Consider the following 15,491-nt stretch of genomic DNA (forward strand, 5'->3'; position numbering starts at 1 on the left):
GGATGCCGCGTGGGGCATCGTCTAAGGGGTAGTCAGCCATTGTAATGGAGGAATAGAAGGATGAATTCATTAACTAACTTTTCAATGAAGAACATCACGGCCGTCATCATCATCGTGCTGCTGCTGTTCGGGGGCGGCGCTTATGCGACGACTACGCTGAAGGTAGAGAGTTTGCCGGATATTTCATTTCCGGTCGTACTGATCAACACTACCTATGTGGCTCCGCCCAAAGACGTCAGGGATGACGTAACCAAACCGCTTGAAAAAGCGGTGGCGGGGATCGACGGCTTGAAGAATCTCACCTCAACTTCCAGCGATAACTTCTCCTCCATCGTCCTTGAGCTTGAACAGGACCAGGATCCAGAAGAAGTGAAGCGTGACGTAGAGAGCCTGGTTACGAACGTGAAGCTTCCCCAAGCCTCGGAGAAGCCGGAAGTGACGACCTTTGGCTTTGCTTCCCAGCCGGTGTACTATCTGGCTGTATACGGTGAGAACAACATGAACCAGCAGGAGCTCGATAAGATCTACAAGGACGTTATCCTTCCCGGATTCAACACCATCAAGGGGATCGACCATGTGGATTCCATCGGGAACCAGGAAGCGGTGCTTACCCTGAAGATGGACGGCAACTCGATCAACAGCTACGGGTTGACGCCGGCCAGTGTATCCCAGAGTATTAAATCTGCGATCATGACCAGTCCCGCGGGAACCGTTGATTTTAACGGCAACTCCCAGATGGTTCGGGTGAAGAGTGATCTCAATACGATCTACAGCCTGGAGAATATGAAGATCACCACGGCGAGCGGCACGACCCTGCTCCTCAAGGATATCGCCAAGGTGGAGGCGATCACGGAGTCGACTTTCCGCGCGCGTCTTGACGGCAAGCCGGCCATCGGTGTGAACCTGTTCAAGACCAAGAATGCGAATGCGATCGAGTTCGCTGCCGAAGCGGATGCCCTTATGGCCGGATGGAAGCAGACGTATCCGAACATTACGTTCAAAACCATCTACAACTCCGCGGTGGATATCCAAAAATCCGTCGATGGAATGGTTAAAGAGGGGGCGCTGGGGGCGCTTCTGGCCTCCGTCATGATTCTTATCTTCCTAAGAAATGTTCGGATGACCCTGATCGTTTTGGTCTCGATTCCGCTGTCGATTATGGTAACGCTGCTCGTCATGGCGCCTCTCGATATCTCGCTCAATATCATGACGCTCGGCGGTATTGCGATTGCGATCGGACGGGTCGTGGACGACAGTATCGTGGTTATCGAGAACATCTACAGCCAGCTCGTGAAGGCGCAGGAGCGCGGTGAATCGGTGATTAAGCTGGCCACGGCTCAGGTGGCCTCGGCCATTACCTCCTCCACGATTACGACGGTTGGCGTATTCGCACCGATCGCTTTCGTCAGCGGGGTGCTCGGCGAAATTTTCCGTCCATTCGCCATTACGCTGTCTGTGGCGCTGCTGTCTTCTCTGATCGTCGCAGTGACCGTCATCCCGATGCTTGCGAAACTCATGGTGCTGAAGTCCAAGAATATCAAGCATCACGACGAGACGCAGATCGGCAAATTCTCCGGCAGCTATCTCTCGCTCCTGAGGTGGTCACTGAACAACCGCAAAAAGACGATGCTGCTCGCGGTCATCGCCTTCATCGTCGCCGTGATCGGTACGGTGCCGTTCCTTCCGACACAGTTCATGCCGAGCAGCGACTCGGATAAGCTGATGCAGGTGCAGCTGAAGCTGCCGTTCGAAACCTCCTTTGAGTCCATGGACCTCAAGATGCAGGAAATCGAAGCGATGATGCGCGAAATGAAGAGCGCGTCCGGACAGCCGACATTCGAGTACGTGGAATCCCTGATCGGCTATAACGACAAGGATGAGCGTGTGGCTTACCGCTCGCAATTCTTCGCCGCTACGACAGATGAGGTGAATGCCAAGGACGTAACGAAGGATCTCAAAGAGCGAATTACATACCTTTTACCCAAAGGCTCCGAAGTTGACACGATCCTGCTGTCGGCCGGCGGCCCTCCTTCCTCCGGTGTGGATTTCTCCTATCAGCTGAAAGGCGAGGACACGGCGTCCCTCATCCGGGGTGCGGCGGCCGTCAAGGAGAAGATGAAGGAATTCCCGGAACTGATCGATGTGGAAGACAGCTTGAGCGAGTCGAAGAACGAAGTCGAGATCTCGGTCGACCAGAACAAGGCGAGGCTGTATAACTTGTCATCCGCCCAGATCATCGATACGGTCCGCTCCTGGCTGGCCGAAGAGAAGATCGGTGATCTTAAGTTCGACAACACGACCTTCGAGACGAAGATTATGCTCGACAACAACGATAAGAATTCCGTCGACAAGGTAGGCAACTTCCTTATCACGACGCCATCCGGCGCAAGCCTGAAGCTCAGCGATCTGGCCAAAATCCGGCAGATCGAAGCGCCTGCGTCGATCGCCCGCGAGATGCAGGAGGAGTATGTGCAAGTCACCGCCAAGATCGATTCGGCGGATAAGGGAGGCATCAGTGCCAAGGTGTCCGCGGCGCTCAAAACCATCGAGCTTCCGGGCGGGGTCCGTGCCGAAGTCAAAGGGGTCACCGACGATATCCAGGAAAGCTTCATGCAGATGTTCGTTGCCATGGGTGCCTCTGTCTTTATCGTCTATCTGGTCATGGTTCTGGCTTTCGGCAATGCCAGCGCGCCATTCGCCATCCTGTTCTCGCTTCCGCTTGCGGCGATCGGGGGGCTTCTCGGGCTCCTGGTGACCGGGGAATCCATCAATATTACCTCCCTGATCGGGTTCCTGATGTTGATCGGCGTCGTAGTCACGAATGCGATCGTTCTCGTCGACCGGGTGCAGCAGCTTCGGGAAGCCGGCCACACCGTGAGAGACTCCTTGATTGAGGCGGGGCTGACCCGTCTGCGTCCGATCATCATGACGGCCGGAGCCACCATCATTGCATTGATGCCGCTGGCGCTCGGACTCTCCGAGGGAACGATCATCTCCAAAGGACTGGCGGTGGTAGTGATCGGCGGTTTGACGACGTCCACCCTGCTGACCCTGCTTGTGGTGCCGATCGTGTATGAGATGATCGAGAGCTTCAAGCTGCGGATGAGCCGTTTGTTCAACAAGAAGACGGGAGAGGCCGTACCGCCTTCTCCAGTTACGCCCCACTGATGAAGGATACCGTGTTATATCATAGATCAGCTCAAGGGAAAAAGGAGAATTAGGCCATGAATCGGATGAAGAGAAAGTCCAAATCGATGAAACCTGCCGTTAAGGCACTGGGGGCCGCGGTCATTTCTGCGGCACTCCTTGCCAGCTGCTCGGCAGCCAAGCCGGAAGCGGCTCCTGCGGCGACGAGTGCCGAAGCGCAGATCAAGACGGTCAAAGCCGCACCGATCGAGAAACAGAAGATCGGCGAACCGCTCGAACAGGTCGCTGACGTAGCCTCCTCCATTCAACTCGATGTTGTCACCAAAAGCGCGGGAGATATTCAGGAAATCTATAAAAAACGCGGGGATTTGGTCGAGAAGGGAGAGATCATCTTCCGCATGGATCCGACAGATGCGCTGATCCAGAAGGAGAAGGCCCAGATTCTTCTCTCCAGTTCGCAGGAACAGATTGCGAAGTCGAAGGCGACGCTGGCGGACAGCCGCAATGAGCTGCAGAACGGCATCACCAAGCAGGAGCAGGCCATTAAGGACGCCGAGAAAAATTACAATAAAATGCGCAACGACTATGACCTCGGGCTGGTGACCAAAATCCAACTCGAGCAGACCGAGACACAGCTGAACAGCCTGAAGCTTGACCTCGAAGCTTCCCGCAGCAAGCTGAAGACGATGGATAGCACGAATAATTATATAGAGCTCGAGCAGAGCATCCAGAGCGCCAACGTTTCGCTTCGCGAAGCAGACCGGACCATCGGTAATATGGAAGTGAAAGCCTCCTCCAGCGGGGTGTTGACGGATCTTCCGATCCAGACCGGCATGACGGTGAATGCAGGATTCAATGCGGCGAAGATCCAGCAGCTCGATCCGATCAAGATCAAGGCAGAGCTTGCGGAGGATGCAGCGAACCTTGTCCGCGGCAAAAGCGAACTGATCTTCTATATCCCGGGCGTTGTGGACAAGACTGCGGCCAAGATCAGCTACCTGGCTGACGTCATGAGCGGCGAGACCAAAGCATACTCCCTGGAGCTCGAAGTGCCGAACGCGGACCGCAAGCTGAAGCCCGGCATGAAGGCCCAGATTCAGCTTACCGGCGAGAACGACCAAATGGTGGTTGCCGTTCCTACCTTGAGTGTCGTGCGCGAGGGCGGCGATACCTTCGTCTTCGTTCTGACGGGCGATACGGTAGAGAAGCGCAAAGTCCAGCTCGGCCGTCTCAACGAGACGATCCAGGAAGTCATCTCCGGCGTCAAAGAAGGAGAGCAGCTCATCATCTCCGGCCAGAACCAGTTGAAGGATAAAGAAAAGGTACAACTCGCCAAGTAAACGACAAAGGATCCGACAGGAGGAAAACCAAGTGAACCGCAAACTCAAAATGACCGTAGCATCCGTGATACTCTCCGCAACGCTCGTTACACCGGGATATGCCGTATTCGCCGCAGAAGCGCCGGCAGCCGAGACCAGTGTTCCGGCCGTCGTTACTTATAAGCTGACGGACCTTCTCGATTTTGAAATCAAAGCCGTTCTGAATGAACGGGTGGACGAAGGGACGCGGCTTGGCGTTGTCGTGCGCCTCAAGAATAACGGCAGCGGCATTACGCGGGTGCCGGATTACGAACTGCGCGTGAAATCCAGCGACGGTACGGTGTATACGCTGCAGCCGAGCGCAGGAAGCCCTAAGTCCATCCAGCCTAAGGCTACGACCGAGATTGGCTATATCGCTGTCGTAGACCGGACGGATGAGGTTACACTGACGGAAGTGAACTGGACGGATGTTGACGTGTACGTCTATCCGAAGAAGGAAACCGTGATTGTGGCTGCGCCGATAACCGGGAATGTCTGGCAGGGCAGCGAGTCCCAGATCACTGATCCGAAGGCCGTGAAGAAATGGTCCGAAACGTTCGTGATCCCGACACTGACGTCGCCGATCCAATACACGCCGGTCAGCATCAAGAAAGAGTCGACGCAAAGCGGCACTGTATTCGTCGTCCAACTGCTCGCCTATAATCCGGGAGCCAAAAAAGAAGAAATGCCTGCATTCGTCGTGGACGGAAGAAGCGAAGACAAAGTGTATACCGGCTCCCGCGTAGAGCAGGGAACTTTGTCGCTGCAGGCCAAAGAGGAGAAATACATTCACTTCGCGATCCCAACCGACCAGGATACGGTGCTCACCTCGCTGAACGTGCTGACGCCGGAGAATTTCGGCGGGGCCTCCGCCGCCGGATCCGCCGATTCGGCCGCGGCTGCCTCGAGCGCTTCCGGAGCATCAGCAGCCGGAGCATCAGCAGCCGGAGCAGGCATCGCGGGCCAGTCGGCAGGGGATGCCGCGTCCGCAGCAGGCAGTGGCGAAGCTGCTTCCGGTGCCGCCTTGAGCTCCGGGGCAGCAGGCGGCAGCACAGCAGGTGCCAGCCGCAGCGGCTATTATGTGGGCCGCCTGAATGTGCTGCTCCCGGCAGGACAGACGGACACGAAGTATGTGCCGTTCAACATCGGGGATGTCATGCAGTTCGACAAGCGGAGTGAGCTGATCCCGTCGGAGCTGGATGTGTCTGTCGCCCAGTTCGATATGTTCGAGAATACCGAAGAAGGCGCCAAGACGGTGACGGCGAAGTTCAAAATATACAACAAAAGCGATAAGCCGGTGGCCGTTCCGACCTTCCAAGCGGACCTCGTGAGCAGCGACGGTTATGAGTACAGTGGAGCGAGGCAGAAGATTTCGACGGCGAACATCCTGCCGAAATCGGCGATCACCGTCGCCTATTCGTATGCCGTACCGCTTTCCGAGGAAGGAAAGGACCTTGGAGTGAAGGTACAGGATACGAAGCTGGCTGCGCCTTACAAGACGACGATTGCGGCCTACAAGCTTCCGCTCCAAGCTCCTCCGGCTTTGAATCAAATGATTGCCGCCTATCCGTTTGAAATCAATATCAAATCGCTTAACCTGTCGTATAACTTCAGCGTGGAGTCAGGTTATGTCTATACAGCCAAGCCGTTTATAGAAATCAAACGCCAGGATCTGGTGCAGCTTGATTCTAGTGCAACAGGTCTGCTGTTCGAATTGTATGATGGCGGCGGCAGCTTGATCGGAACCGCGAGCAAACCATTCATAGGCGAAGGGCGATTAATTTCGGGTGAGAACAAGTTCAATATTAGCGGGAACAGTCAATCGGCATTCATGCCGCTGCAAATGAAAATCTATGAAACCTTCACGACAGAGAATGGCGGAGTGGCAAAGCGTCTCGTAGGCGTTCATAAGCAGTAAGCAAGTCCTTATACAAATTTTTCAATATTCAGCCGGTCCGAGAGGATCGGCTTTTTCTATGCGGATTGGCAGGGCATACAGCGCCTCGATGATCCTCTGCCTTCTGGGAGGCTGGCAGCGGTATCAAAAAAATCCGCCCTGTCGGGGGCGGATGGATTGCTAGAAGGATAAGAAAATTAGGAGAGCACAAATTCGCTTACGGTTTTCCAGGTACCATTCTGCTCCTGACGGAGAAGGGCAAAGCGGTCGACCGTGCACTGCAGATCCAGCGTCTGGTTCTTCAGGCTGGCGAGCACATCGTGGAGCTCGTCGTCACCCAGCGCCTGGGCAACCGTCAGATGAGGCGTATAGAGATAAGGCTTCTCCGCCTCGGGCTTCGGGAGCGCTGCAACGATGCGCTGGTGCAGCGCTCTCAGAGGCTCGGGGTCGGAGAGGGCCATGTAGATCACTTGACTGGCAGGATAGAAGCTCGAGAAGCGATTAAAGTGGATGGGGAAGGGCTGAGAGGCCTGCGCGACGGATCTTAAGACAGCGACGGCCTCGTTGAGCTGCTCATGTGTCCACTCCTGTTTCTCCAGGACGGTCAAGTGCGGCCGGATGAGAAATTCGTGCGGATCATATCGTTTGCGCAGCGGGGCTGCGAAGTCGGCAATAGCTTGCGCTGGAAATACGGCGATACCATAGAACATGGGAATCCCTCCTTTTATTCATTATAACGCCTGCCGGATTGTCATTCCAAAGGAAAAAACTTCCCTGGAAGAAGTTGTACTGCTTCCCTGCATCAGCCTAATGTAATCGCTATCATTCGTATGCTATAATGAACTCAATTCCGGCAAAAGGGGCGATCTCCATGAAACGTCAGGTACACAGCATCGAAGTCAAAACCGCCGTCTATCATAAACTGGAGGAGCGCGGTGTCGCTATAGAAGACATAGCCGAGATTGTTAGGGAAATGCAGCTGCCCTACCAGCCTCACCTGACCATGGGAGAGTGCGTGGACTCCGTTCATGCGGTCTTGAAGAAGCGTGAACTCCAGCATGCCATCCTGGTCGGAATCGAACTGGATGTTCTCGCGGAGAAAGGAATGCTGTCCGAGCCGATCCAGTCCATCATTGATTCGGATGAAGGGTTATTCGGCTGCGACGAGACGCTGGCTCTTGGATCGGTGTTCGGTTATGGCAGTATCGCCGTAACCACCTTCGGCCATCTAGACAAGCACAAGATCGGCATCATTAAGAGGCTTGATACGAAGAACGGATCGCAGGTGCATACCTTCCTCGACGATCTCGTGGCGGCCATCGCTTCGTCCGCGTCTTCGCGCATTGCACATCACCAGCGGGATTTGGAAGAGAAGGAAAGCATAGTGACCTACATCACGGGGACGGGAGAGAACGCAAGCTGACTCTCACTGCCGACTCTACGTTATTCAAACCATACCAAGAAGCTTCTCTCCCAAATAAGGAAGCTTCTTTTTGGTTATGCTAAGGGAAGGAAATCATCTACGGCTGGCAAGCGGAGTGTGAGATCATGAATTGGATCTATTGGGTTAAATTATACGACAGCAAATTTCAAGCAGGCTGTTTGGCCAAACGCATGGAAGAGGACTGGTGGATTTACGGATACGAGTGCCCATCGGAGGTTGAAGTCTTCCGTTCCCGCAAAGGGCGGTTCGGTGTCCGCTATACCGTATAAATTCACACTTGACTCCGGTGTTTTCTATGGTGTATATTTACTTTTGTCGCTATGAAGTATAGCCGTGAATTGACTGGCGCGGGGTGGAGCAGCCCGGTAGCTCGTCGGGCTCATAACCCGAAGGCCGCAGGTTCAAATCCTGCCCCCGCAACCAACCATCCATTCAAATTTTGTGGGCCCTTAGCTCAGTTGGTTAGAGCGGTCGGCTCATAACCGATTGGTCGGGGGTTCGAGTCCCTCAGGGCCCACCACCACTTGCCGGAGTGGCGGAATCGGCAGACGCACAGGACTTAAAATCCTGCGGTGGGTGACCACCGTACCGGTTCAAGTCCGGTCTTCGGCACTAGCTCTAGAATCAATAAGGCTTATCTCGTATTCGTCATTCTGGCGGTCGAGATAAGCCTTTTTTCGTTATCGGCGGATCGTCGGCACGGCCCGCAAGCCACAAGAAGATCGGGATCTGGTTGTTTTTTGGCAGGATCCGCATATACTTTACCACTACGAAGAAGAGGAGGAAGCCTATGCCTTCCATCATTCTGGCACCGATTAAGATCACAGGCAACGACGGGGAGCTGGTTTTCGGAGACGTGCTGCAGATTACGCCGAAGAGTACATCCAAGACGGCTTCTGGCGCCGGCGGCGGCAATACCGGCGACTTCAGCGCCACGTTCACCTTAGTCAGCTTCACCAATACGCTGGATCCCGATATTGCGGATTCGAACAATACGGCGAATAACTAGCTTCAAGAGTCCGCCCTCAGACTCAAGCAAGCACAGGAACCGCAAACCGGCCATTCCTCTGCGGATGGGAGAACCGGTTATGCGGTTTCTTTTTGTGACGTGAGCCGGAGAGCGAGACCTGTCATGTGAATCGGATGTCAATCTCATGGAACAGATGATCGGACGCCTGCTTGCGAAGATGAAGCTGCAGTACGCCGTGCCTATATACCGCCTTGCAGCTGCCCGGCACGACAGGCGAAGCGAGGCGGATGGTCTGACTGTTGTTATCCGGCAGGTTCTCCAGCCGAATCTCGCTTGCGCTGAGCATCAGGCGGAGCTGGCGGGCCTGGGCCCGGTCGGGAATATGCACTTTGACGATCACGCTCTTGTGGGTATCAAATAATTCGGAATGAAAGTGGTGCTTGATGGACGGGGCTTCCGCAGCCGGCATGGACTGACGCAGCACATCTTTGACATAATTCTCTACCCAGGCCATGCCTTCACCGCTGCCGGGTACGCCGGCGTGTCCGCCGAACGGCAGCTTGCCGCCGAAAAATTGTTCAAACTGCTTCCAATTCATCTCGAACGGATTAGGGTTCGGACCCTCCATGCTGTATCCCTCCTCGCTGCTTCAAGTATATGAACCCAGCTCCCAAAGCATGATTGCTCGCAGATGGTTACAGAGTCAAAAAACATACTTCAACCCGGCGAATCATATACTGTATCAAATCCAATCACGGATAGGGTGTTGCTCATGCCGGCAGTAGTAGGAGCCATCAAGATTGTCAGCGTCGGTACAGGCTCCGTTGTGCATATTGGGGACTCGATCCAGATTGCACCGAGCTCCGCGGCGAAGACCTTCGCCGGAGCTGGCTCGTTCAATACGGGTGATGGGATACGGATATACAATATGGTCAGTTCGACCAATACATATGATGCGGACTTGGCCGATTCCACGATAACGTCGGCAGATAAGGCGGTGCTGTGAACCATGGGGCTGGTGATCCATCAACAGATCGTGATCCACCAATTGAAGGTGGGGGCCGTGTCGAACTCGTCCGTCCTGCAGATCGGAACGGCGGGCACCATCCGTTCCCTTGCGAATCTATACAACACCGGCGGATTCACCGGTCCGGCGCCGGGATTTGAACAAGGGGCCAACGCCGAAGAACAATCCCCGCTGCCGCTGGTGCCGCTGCCATCACCCCGGTGAAACGGAGGAATAACCGATGAACCTCATGACTCCCGAATCGTACTTCCGAAAGCTCAACGAATATCTGACCTGGCAGACGGACCGCATCCGCTCTCTGGAGAGGCGGGTGGAATCCATGGCGCAGGAAGTCGAGGCGCTGAAGAAACAGAGAGGCATTACCATTGAGAAAATCGAATACAACTTCGATCAACTCAAAGTGGATACGCTCGAGGGGACGCTGAATGTTGGCTTGTCTCCTGCGGGACTAGGCGCTTCTTCGCTGGAGGATGCCACCGCAAACGGGGAGCCGATCCGTACCAATACAGCAAGGTCCGAGTCCTTCTCCCGTATTCAAAAAAATATATTCGACTATTTATTGCAAACTTGCCCTTCGGAGCTAGACGAACTGGAGCGTCAATACGGGGTGGAGTTCGGCAATGATTTTCACCAAGTCATGATCGGCGATCTGCAGAACCAGGTCGGTCCGCGGATTGATCATTATCTGAAGGCCGCCGCGGATCCCCAGCAGCCCGTGCTTACGGAGGAACAGGAGCAGTGGATTCAGGACCGTGTCATCGAAGATGTCCGCAAGGGCATGAGGCAGTATTTTGTGAACAAGAAAGCGGATTTGGGAGGAGAGAGCGGCACATGAATTTGCAAGTCGACAACAAGGGGCTGCATGTAGGCAGCGTTCAGATTACGGGTGTGGCGAGTGCCTCGTTGTTTTTGATCGGCGATGCGAGCTTGATTCGTCTCTCCAGCGTGTTCGACACACCGCCAGAATCGCTGATCATCGGTCCGATGGAACCTTTGACTCCGGAGGAACCGCAATGAGCGGAAGCGTACGGACCTCTGTCATCGGTACGATGAGGATCATTGACGTCGGCTACGCTTCGGCCGTGTTCGCCGGAGATGTGGTGGATTTCTCCCCGGTCTCCCTGGCGCTGGCGGTTCAGAGAGAAATTCCGAATTACTATGGAAATGAGGGAAAATTCGAGAGCTTTCCCCTCTTCGTCGTCCCCATTGCACTTCCTTCCGCGCAGCAGCCGGTAGAGATGACTGTAACGCAGTCCTGCGGCCAAATCCGGGTGGACCGGATCCGGGTCACGGCCGTATCCTCTTCATCGATGGTGCAGGCAGGCTCCAACCGGTCCGTCAGAGCCGAATCCCGAGTGAAGCATATCCGGCAGCTGCTGCAGGGAGGACATTCGCGCAGTTGAAGAAGATTATACGAGATATCTACCCCAGAGATGAAAGACCGAGCCGCTTTGATAAGGCGGGAATACTTCTCCGGCCTCCCAAGTCTCCACGATCCGGACGGCGCTGTAAGGATCCATACCACAGCTCATCAGCTGCTGGAGTGTCCGGGGGTCCTGCGCAGGGTGGGGAGACGGCGCAGGGGGCTGGGCGGCGCCAACGGATTCCGAAGGTGACAGTGCCCGAAGTATGCTGTTTCGGTTCATGGAATAACCTCATCCTCTCCGGCGATTCCCTTGGGAACCGCTTTTTTCAATATATAAGAATTTATATCTCGCCGGGGCTCGATCCTGTATCTTATATATCTCATAAACGCGCAACGTCCTGAAAGGACCGCGGAGCCGTTTATCTTGTATATCACTATATGCGTTGTATAGCCGTGCGCCCATGGGCATCCGCCCATCTTTGCACCGGGGCTGCGAATGCCGGCTGATGCGGGAGGGGAGCGGTGCGGAGAAGGGGAAATATGGTATAATACGCTGAAGCATGGGCTAGAACGAGAGGAGAGGCATTCCAATGGCGCGCAGAAGAATCGAACACGTCGGAATCATGGTTAAGGATATCGAGACGTCCGTCGCATTCTATGAAGAAGTGGTGGGCATGAAGCTCAAGGATACCCTGCTGCATACGAACGGGGTAATCAAGCTGGCGTTCCTGGGCTTCGGGGAACAGGGCGAAACGGAAGTGGAGCTCATCCAAGGGTATAACGAGGGGCTTCCGGCAGAAGGCAAGGTGCATCATTTGGCCTTTACGGTGGATGATATTGATGAGGAATTCGAGCGGATCGGCAAGCTCGATGTGCAGCGTATTGACGAGGAGATCATCACGCTGCCGAATGGCTCCCGGTACTTCTTCTTCCACGGCCCGGACGGGGAGTGGATCGAGTTCTTCCAGTCGACAAGGTAAGGCGGGAGGAATATGCTTCTAAGCAAACAACAGAAGAAGCTGATCCTGGAGATCCTGATGAAAGAACGGCGGAGGCTGTTCTCCAGGCACAAGGGCGAACTGCTGAACCGGACGATTGCCGATCTGCTGCAGACCGTACGCAATGAAGACATCAATATCACGGATCCAAGGGAAGGTTCAACCGATTGGAGCAGCCGGGGCAAGCCGAGGCGGTAAAAGGGCTGATACGAGATAAAAGACTGATACGAGCTCAAAGGCTGATACAACAGAAACAAGGCCCCCTTCCCGAAGGAGGCCTTGTTTCTGCTGCTCTTCTACGATTTGGGGATGAGTTCCAGTTCCACAGCCTGTTCCTCCGTCAGGATGAACTCTTCCTTAGGCCAGATTTCTTCCCCTTCGTCCCGGCCGAACATGTTCTGCAGCCGGGGCCAGATCCCCTTTTGGACAGCTTCCTCCGCAGTAATTATGACTTTCATGGGCGTTCCCCCCTGCTTCTTTTATAGTGGACGTATTCTTACAATATTACACCAAAAAGAAGCGAACGCACCACTTGAAATGGGAACGAATGTTTGGCATAATAAGAGTAGAAAAACGAACGGGTGTTCTTGTTCGGTGGAGGAGGGATGGCTGTGGATACGCTGCTGCAGAAATATACGGGAAGCACGGTAGAGCTCATTTACTCCGATGGAGCCGAGCGATTCACGAAACGTGTGGTTCGGATCTTGTCGGTGCAGGGCAGCTATGTCAGGGCCTATTGTATGGAGCGGAAGGCGGTCCGCAGCTTTGCGCTCGGAGGAATATTGGCATACCAGCCGGTCCCTGGGAAGGGTGCTTAAGCTCGTCTCCCGGGAGTAGAGGATGGAATCCAGGTAAGGAGCAGGAGCGGGATGAAGAGCAATCTATATGATGAATTGAAGACAGCCGGGACAGCGGACGAAGGGGAGCGGTTGAAGAAGCTTATGGCGCATCTCCGCGCCTTGCTGGAAGCGAAGAAGAAGCGGACGCCGCTGGAGCGGCTGCGGTCCATGCATCCCAAGACGGAACCCAAAGCTTGGGAGCGCAGAACGCGGCCGCCCGGCGATCTTCCGGAAGAAGCCAGGAAATGGACCGGAGGATGCTCCCGTTTGGAGGGCTAAGCCATTGTGGACTGCAGCACTTTGGCAGGCTCCGGTGTTTCCATACGCTTCGGAAGCTTCAAGCACGTGCCTGCGCGGTATAGCGTTTCATGGATATAATGAAACCCTGTCGTAAAAACCATGTGATCGGGGGACGCGGACGAATGCAGCTCTTTGCATGCAATACAGTAGTACATAGGGATGGTCTCCTTTTTGTTCACATGATGACAATGATAGACAAAGTGTATGCTGCTCATTCGTGAGGTATGACAAATTCAGACGTTAAGATAGGGACTTGTTATTTTTCTATACCCGATTTCGACAAATATGAATCGAAATACGGGAGAATTGATGTCGAATTATGAGATTATATGGAATATCATGGGTTATAAGGCGGGGTTCGACATCTGTTTCCTTGCCAGCACAGCAGCGAACAACGAAGCCAAATGTGGCTTCTTCTCTTTGCGATAGTGAATCTGTGCGGTGAGCGGAGAGGCCAGTGATGCAGCCTCTGACCGGCCGACTGCCCTTTCTTCATCTGCCAGTCTCACTATAAGCGATTGTATGACGGACTACCCGGAGGCTGGCAGGCCCTGCAGAGAATCGTGAGCCGGCCTATGGTATGATAGGCTGCAGAGGCAGATGCTGGAATGAAACTCCCCGGCTTTGGAGAGACAAGAGAGGAGAAGAAGAGTACGTGGCTTCCAAGACGAATGCGTGCCGGCTGCTCGATCAGCTCGGGGTCGCTTATACACTGCATGAATACGAATGGGATGAGGATCAGCTGGACGCGGGAACGGTAGCTGGCAAAGTGGGGCTGCCAGCGGGCCAGCTGTTCAAAACACTGGTGCTGAGGGGGGACAAGACGGGAGTGCTGCTGGTCTGTATCCCTGGAGATCGGGAGCTCGATCTGAAGAGAACGGCTGCCGTCAGCGGCAACAAGAAGGTCGAGATGGTAGCGGTCAAAGACATTCAGGGACTTACAGGGTATATTCGCGGAGGGGTATCTCCGCTGGGGATCAAGAAAGCTTACCCGCTGTATCTGGACCAAAGTGCGCTCGGATTGAATCCCGTAAGCATCAGCGGAGGACGCCGGGGGCTTCAAATCTTCTTGGGCGGGGAGGCGCTTGCTCAGGCGTCCCGGGCCGTGGTCTGCGAGCTGTGCGCAGACTAGGTGACAGATAACGGCATGTGGACGGCGGCCTTGGTTGATCTAACGTGATACACGGTGTTGTCGGAGCTTGGACAAGAGGGAGGGCGGCTATGCTGTTTACCGGGATCGCACCTATGGGGGCGTTGGCTGCGAACGAGGCGTTCGATGACGAAGCGTTCCTCTTCGAGCCGAAGTGGGACGGGGGCCGTCTGATGCTTCATAAGCAGGGAGGCCGCTGCGAGATCTATACCCGAAGCGGCCGGCCGGTAACGGAGCAGCTGCCGGAGCTCAGGGAGGCCCTCTCGGCGCTGTCTGCCCCCTCCGTCATTCTCGACGGGGAAGGGATTGTTCTGCGCGGCGGGAGGCCCGTCTTCGACGACTGGGCATACCGCCTGCGGATTCGTCAATCCGCCAAGATCCGTACCGCGCAGATCACGCATCCGGTCCTGTTTGCGGCGTTCGACCTGCTCTATACGGACCGCCCGCATCTGGGCGAGCCTCTCACGAACCGGAAAGCAAGGCTTGGGGAGCTGCTCCGGGATGGCGGCATTCTGACACCTACGATATACATCGAGGAGCAGGGCCGGCGGTTATTTGAGCTCACCGCGGCTCAAGGGCTGGAAGGCATCGTAGCGAAGCGCAAAGACTCCCTGTACCTCCCTGGACACAGGGGCGGCGAGTGGGTCGAGATCAAGCATCGCCGCACAGTAGATACGGTGATACTCGGTTACCGGGAAGATCCTTTCGCGCTGGTCATCGGCCTTCAGTTCCGCACCGTAAAGAACAAACCCGTAGGTTCGGTAGCGAGGGGACTGACGGAGGAAGACCGAAGCATCTTATTGAGACTGGCCGAAGGGCTGCTTACGCATGAGGAGAGAGGGACCCGGTGGCTTGAGCCCCGGCTCTGCTGCCGGATCTCCTACCGGGACCGGAGCGCCATGCACCAGCTGGGGGAGACTGAGTTCCACTCCTTTTTATTGGATAAGACGCCGCAGGAATGCGTCTGGCCTTACGAGTAGAAATTCGGTGGTGAA

General features: G+C 55.1%; 21 protein-coding genes and 3 tRNA genes. 20 read left to right on the forward strand and 4 right to left on the reverse strand.

Annotation, left to right across the window (positions count from 1 at the left end):
• Positions 1-60: 60 nt before the first annotated feature.
• Genes O9H32_RS05000 through O9H32_RS05010 form a run of 3 tightly spaced genes read left to right on the forward strand, consistent with a single transcriptional unit; the run spans position 61 to position 6,423 of the window.
• Entirely contained in the window at positions 61-3,168 is a 3,108-nt protein-coding gene (locus tag O9H32_RS05000; RefSeq protein WP_269864770.1) for an efflux RND transporter permease subunit, read from the forward strand.
• Between the two features lie 56 nt (positions 3,169-3,224).
• Positions 3,225-4,487, forward strand: a complete 1,263-nt coding sequence (locus O9H32_RS05005; RefSeq protein ID WP_269864771.1) for an efflux RND transporter periplasmic adaptor subunit — start codon at positions 3,225-3,227, stop codon at positions 4,485-4,487.
• A gap of 31 nt (positions 4,488-4,518) precedes the next feature.
• Positions 4,519-6,423 (forward strand): hypothetical protein, encoded by a 1,905-nt coding sequence (locus O9H32_RS05010; protein ID WP_269864772.1) that lies wholly within the window; start codon positions 4,519-4,521, stop codon positions 6,421-6,423.
• Positions 6,424-6,599: 176 nt separating this feature from the next.
• Here the strand turns inward: O9H32_RS05010 and O9H32_RS05015 are convergent, their stop codons facing one another.
• A complete protein-coding gene (locus tag O9H32_RS05015) occupies positions 6,600-7,112 on the reverse strand; it encodes a 2'-5' RNA ligase family protein (RefSeq protein ID WP_269864773.1) in 513 nt (170 codons plus the stop codon).
• Positions 7,113-7,273: 161 nt separating this feature from the next.
• Here O9H32_RS05015 and O9H32_RS05020 point away from each other — a divergent pair, with 161 nt between their 5' ends.
• The 6 genes from O9H32_RS05020 (at position 7,274) to O9H32_RS05045 (ending at position 8,855) form a co-directional block, all read left to right on the forward strand.
• Positions 7,274-7,825 carry a phosphatidylglycerophosphatase A family protein gene (locus O9H32_RS05020; RefSeq protein ID WP_269864774.1) on the forward strand — a complete coding sequence of 184 codons (552 nt, stop codon included), beginning with the start codon at positions 7,274-7,276 and terminating at the stop codon, positions 7,823-7,825.
• A gap of 125 nt (positions 7,826-7,950) precedes the next feature.
• The gene (locus O9H32_RS05025; RefSeq protein ID WP_269864775.1) at positions 7,951-8,115 is read left to right on the forward strand and encodes a hypothetical protein; all 165 of its coding nucleotides are present in this window, start codon (positions 7,951-7,953) and stop codon (positions 8,113-8,115) included.
• A gap of 77 nt (positions 8,116-8,192) precedes the next feature.
• A tRNA-Met gene (locus tag O9H32_RS05030) sits at positions 8,193-8,269 on the forward strand.
• Between the two features lie 20 nt (positions 8,270-8,289).
• A tRNA-Ile gene (locus tag O9H32_RS05035) sits at positions 8,290-8,366 on the forward strand.
• Between the two features lie 6 nt (positions 8,367-8,372).
• Positions 8,373-8,458, forward strand: a tRNA-Leu gene (locus tag O9H32_RS05040).
• Positions 8,459-8,636: 178 nt separating this feature from the next.
• A complete protein-coding gene (locus O9H32_RS05045) occupies positions 8,637-8,855 on the forward strand; it encodes a spore germination protein (RefSeq protein WP_269864776.1) in 219 nt (72 codons plus the stop codon).
• Between the two features lie 121 nt (positions 8,856-8,976).
• Here O9H32_RS05045 and O9H32_RS05050 read toward each other — a convergent pair whose 3' ends face one another.
• Positions 8,977-9,444 carry an Hsp20/alpha crystallin family protein gene (locus O9H32_RS05050; RefSeq protein ID WP_269864777.1) on the reverse strand — a complete coding sequence of 156 codons (468 nt, stop codon included), beginning with the start codon at positions 9,442-9,444 and terminating at the stop codon, positions 8,977-8,979.
• A 144-nt stretch (positions 9,445-9,588) separates the two neighbouring features.
• On the opposite strand from O9H32_RS05050, the gene O9H32_RS05055 reads away from it, so the two are divergent.
• From O9H32_RS05055 to O9H32_RS05085, 7 genes are all read left to right on the forward strand, one after another.
• Entirely contained in the window at positions 9,589-9,822 is a 234-nt protein-coding gene (locus O9H32_RS05055) for a spore germination protein (RefSeq protein ID WP_269864778.1), read from the forward strand.
• Between the two features lie 3 nt (positions 9,823-9,825).
• Positions 9,826-10,047 carry a spore germination protein GerPB gene (locus O9H32_RS05060; RefSeq protein WP_269864779.1) on the forward strand — a complete coding sequence of 74 codons (222 nt, stop codon included), beginning with the start codon at positions 9,826-9,828 and terminating at the stop codon, positions 10,045-10,047.
• A gap of 16 nt (positions 10,048-10,063) precedes the next feature.
• Positions 10,064-10,678 carry a spore germination protein GerPC gene (gene gerPC / locus O9H32_RS05065; RefSeq protein ID WP_269864780.1) on the forward strand — a complete coding sequence of 205 codons (615 nt, stop codon included), beginning with the start codon at positions 10,064-10,066 and terminating at the stop codon, positions 10,676-10,678.
• Positions 10,675-10,860, forward strand: a complete 186-nt coding sequence (locus O9H32_RS05070) for a spore gernimation protein GerPD (RefSeq protein WP_269864781.1) — start codon at positions 10,675-10,677, stop codon at positions 10,858-10,860. Before gerPC ends, O9H32_RS05070 begins: the two co-directional genes overlap by 4 nt.
• Positions 10,857-11,246, forward strand: a complete 390-nt coding sequence (locus tag O9H32_RS05075; RefSeq protein WP_269864782.1) for a spore germination protein GerPE — start codon at positions 10,857-10,859, stop codon at positions 11,244-11,246. Before O9H32_RS05070 ends, O9H32_RS05075 begins: the two co-directional genes overlap by 4 nt.
• Positions 11,247-11,799: 553 nt before the next feature.
• Positions 11,800-12,189, forward strand: a complete 390-nt coding sequence (locus O9H32_RS05080) for a VOC family protein (RefSeq protein ID WP_269864783.1) — start codon at positions 11,800-11,802, stop codon at positions 12,187-12,189.
• 12 nt (positions 12,190-12,201) lie between these two features.
• Positions 12,202-12,405: a hypothetical protein gene (locus O9H32_RS05085; protein WP_269864784.1), complete on the forward strand. Its 204-nt coding sequence runs from the start codon at positions 12,202-12,204 to the stop codon at positions 12,403-12,405.
• Positions 12,406-12,503: 98 nt separating this feature from the next.
• Here O9H32_RS05085 and O9H32_RS05090 read toward each other — a convergent pair whose 3' ends face one another.
• Positions 12,504-12,665 carry a hypothetical protein gene (locus O9H32_RS05090; RefSeq protein ID WP_269864785.1) on the reverse strand — a complete coding sequence of 54 codons (162 nt, stop codon included), beginning with the start codon at positions 12,663-12,665 and terminating at the stop codon, positions 12,504-12,506.
• A 153-nt stretch (positions 12,666-12,818) separates the two neighbouring features.
• Here O9H32_RS05090 and O9H32_RS05095 point away from each other — a divergent pair, with 153 nt between their 5' ends.
• Positions 12,819-13,025 (forward strand): WYL domain-containing protein, encoded by a 207-nt coding sequence (locus tag O9H32_RS05095; protein WP_406627252.1) that lies wholly within the window; start codon positions 12,819-12,821, stop codon positions 13,023-13,025.
• Between the two features lie 51 nt (positions 13,026-13,076).
• Positions 13,077-13,325, forward strand: coding sequence for a hypothetical protein (locus tag O9H32_RS05100; protein ID WP_269864788.1), 249 nt, complete (start codon positions 13,077-13,079; stop codon positions 13,323-13,325).
• Here O9H32_RS05100 and O9H32_RS05105 read toward each other — a convergent pair.
• Positions 13,322-13,561: a DUF3973 domain-containing protein gene (locus O9H32_RS05105; protein ID WP_319946920.1), complete on the reverse strand. Its 240-nt coding sequence runs from the start codon at positions 13,559-13,561 to the stop codon at positions 13,322-13,324. The genes O9H32_RS05100 and O9H32_RS05105 overlap by 4 nt on opposite strands.
• 440 nt (positions 13,562-14,001) lie before the next feature.
• On the opposite strand from O9H32_RS05105, the gene ybaK reads away from it, so the two are divergent.
• Complete coding sequence (gene ybaK / locus O9H32_RS05110) at positions 14,002-14,478, forward strand: Cys-tRNA(Pro) deacylase (RefSeq protein WP_269864790.1); 477 nt, start codon at positions 14,002-14,004, stop codon at positions 14,476-14,478.
• Positions 14,479-14,567: 89 nt separating this feature from the next.
• Positions 14,568-15,476 carry an ATP-dependent DNA ligase gene (locus O9H32_RS05115; protein WP_269864791.1) on the forward strand — a complete coding sequence of 303 codons (909 nt, stop codon included), beginning with the start codon at positions 14,568-14,570 and terminating at the stop codon, positions 15,474-15,476.
• The last annotated feature ends 15 nt before the right edge of the window (positions 15,477-15,491 follow it).

This window comes from Paenibacillus caseinilyticus (assembly GCF_027533645.1).
In the GTDB taxonomy this organism is placed as follows: Bacteria; Bacillota; Bacilli; order Paenibacillales; family NBRC-103111; genus Paenibacillus_G; species Paenibacillus_G caseinilyticus.

Excerpts from the sequence above, each read along its gene's own strand:
- O9H32_RS05000 (WP_269864770.1), top strand. The coding sequence starts at position 61 with ATGAATTCATTAACTAACTTTTCAATGAAGAACATCACGGCCGTCATC.
- O9H32_RS05005 (WP_269864771.1), top strand. The coding sequence starts at position 3,225 with ATGAATCGGATGAAGAGAAAGTCCAAATCGATGAAACCTGCCGTTAAG.
- O9H32_RS05015 (WP_269864773.1), bottom strand. The coding sequence starts at position 7,112 with ATGTTCTATGGTATCGCCGTATTTCCAGCGCAAGCTATTGCCGACTTC.
- O9H32_RS05020 (WP_269864774.1), top strand. The coding sequence starts at position 7,274 with ATGAAACGTCAGGTACACAGCATCGAAGTCAAAACCGCCGTCTATCAT.
- O9H32_RS05025 (WP_269864775.1), top strand. The coding sequence starts at position 7,951 with ATGAATTGGATCTATTGGGTTAAATTATACGACAGCAAATTTCAAGCA.
- O9H32_RS05045 (WP_269864776.1), top strand. The coding sequence starts at position 8,637 with ATGCCTTCCATCATTCTGGCACCGATTAAGATCACAGGCAACGACGGG.
- O9H32_RS05050 (WP_269864777.1), bottom strand. The coding sequence starts at position 9,444 with ATGGAGGGTCCGAACCCTAATCCGTTCGAGATGAATTGGAAGCAGTTT.
- O9H32_RS05055 (WP_269864778.1), top strand. The coding sequence starts at position 9,589 with ATGCCGGCAGTAGTAGGAGCCATCAAGATTGTCAGCGTCGGTACAGGC.
- O9H32_RS05060 (WP_269864779.1), top strand. The coding sequence starts at position 9,826 with ATGGGGCTGGTGATCCATCAACAGATCGTGATCCACCAATTGAAGGTG.
- gerPC (WP_269864780.1), top strand. The coding sequence starts at position 10,064 with ATGAACCTCATGACTCCCGAATCGTACTTCCGAAAGCTCAACGAATAT.
- O9H32_RS05070 (WP_269864781.1), top strand. The coding sequence starts at position 10,675 with ATGAATTTGCAAGTCGACAACAAGGGGCTGCATGTAGGCAGCGTTCAG.
- O9H32_RS05075 (WP_269864782.1), top strand. The coding sequence starts at position 10,857 with ATGAGCGGAAGCGTACGGACCTCTGTCATCGGTACGATGAGGATCATT.
- O9H32_RS05080 (WP_269864783.1), top strand. The coding sequence starts at position 11,800 with ATGGCGCGCAGAAGAATCGAACACGTCGGAATCATGGTTAAGGATATC.
- O9H32_RS05085 (WP_269864784.1), top strand. The coding sequence starts at position 12,202 with ATGCTTCTAAGCAAACAACAGAAGAAGCTGATCCTGGAGATCCTGATG.
- O9H32_RS05090 (WP_269864785.1), bottom strand. The coding sequence starts at position 12,665 with ATGAAAGTCATAATTACTGCGGAGGAAGCTGTCCAAAAGGGGATCTGG.
- O9H32_RS05100 (WP_269864788.1), top strand. The coding sequence starts at position 13,077 with ATGAAGAGCAATCTATATGATGAATTGAAGACAGCCGGGACAGCGGAC.
- O9H32_RS05105 (WP_319946920.1), bottom strand. The coding sequence starts at position 13,561 with ATGAGCAGCATACACTTTGTCTATCATTGTCATCATGTGAACAAAAAG.
- O9H32_RS05115 (WP_269864791.1), top strand. The coding sequence starts at position 14,568 with ATGCTGTTTACCGGGATCGCACCTATGGGGGCGTTGGCTGCGAACGAG.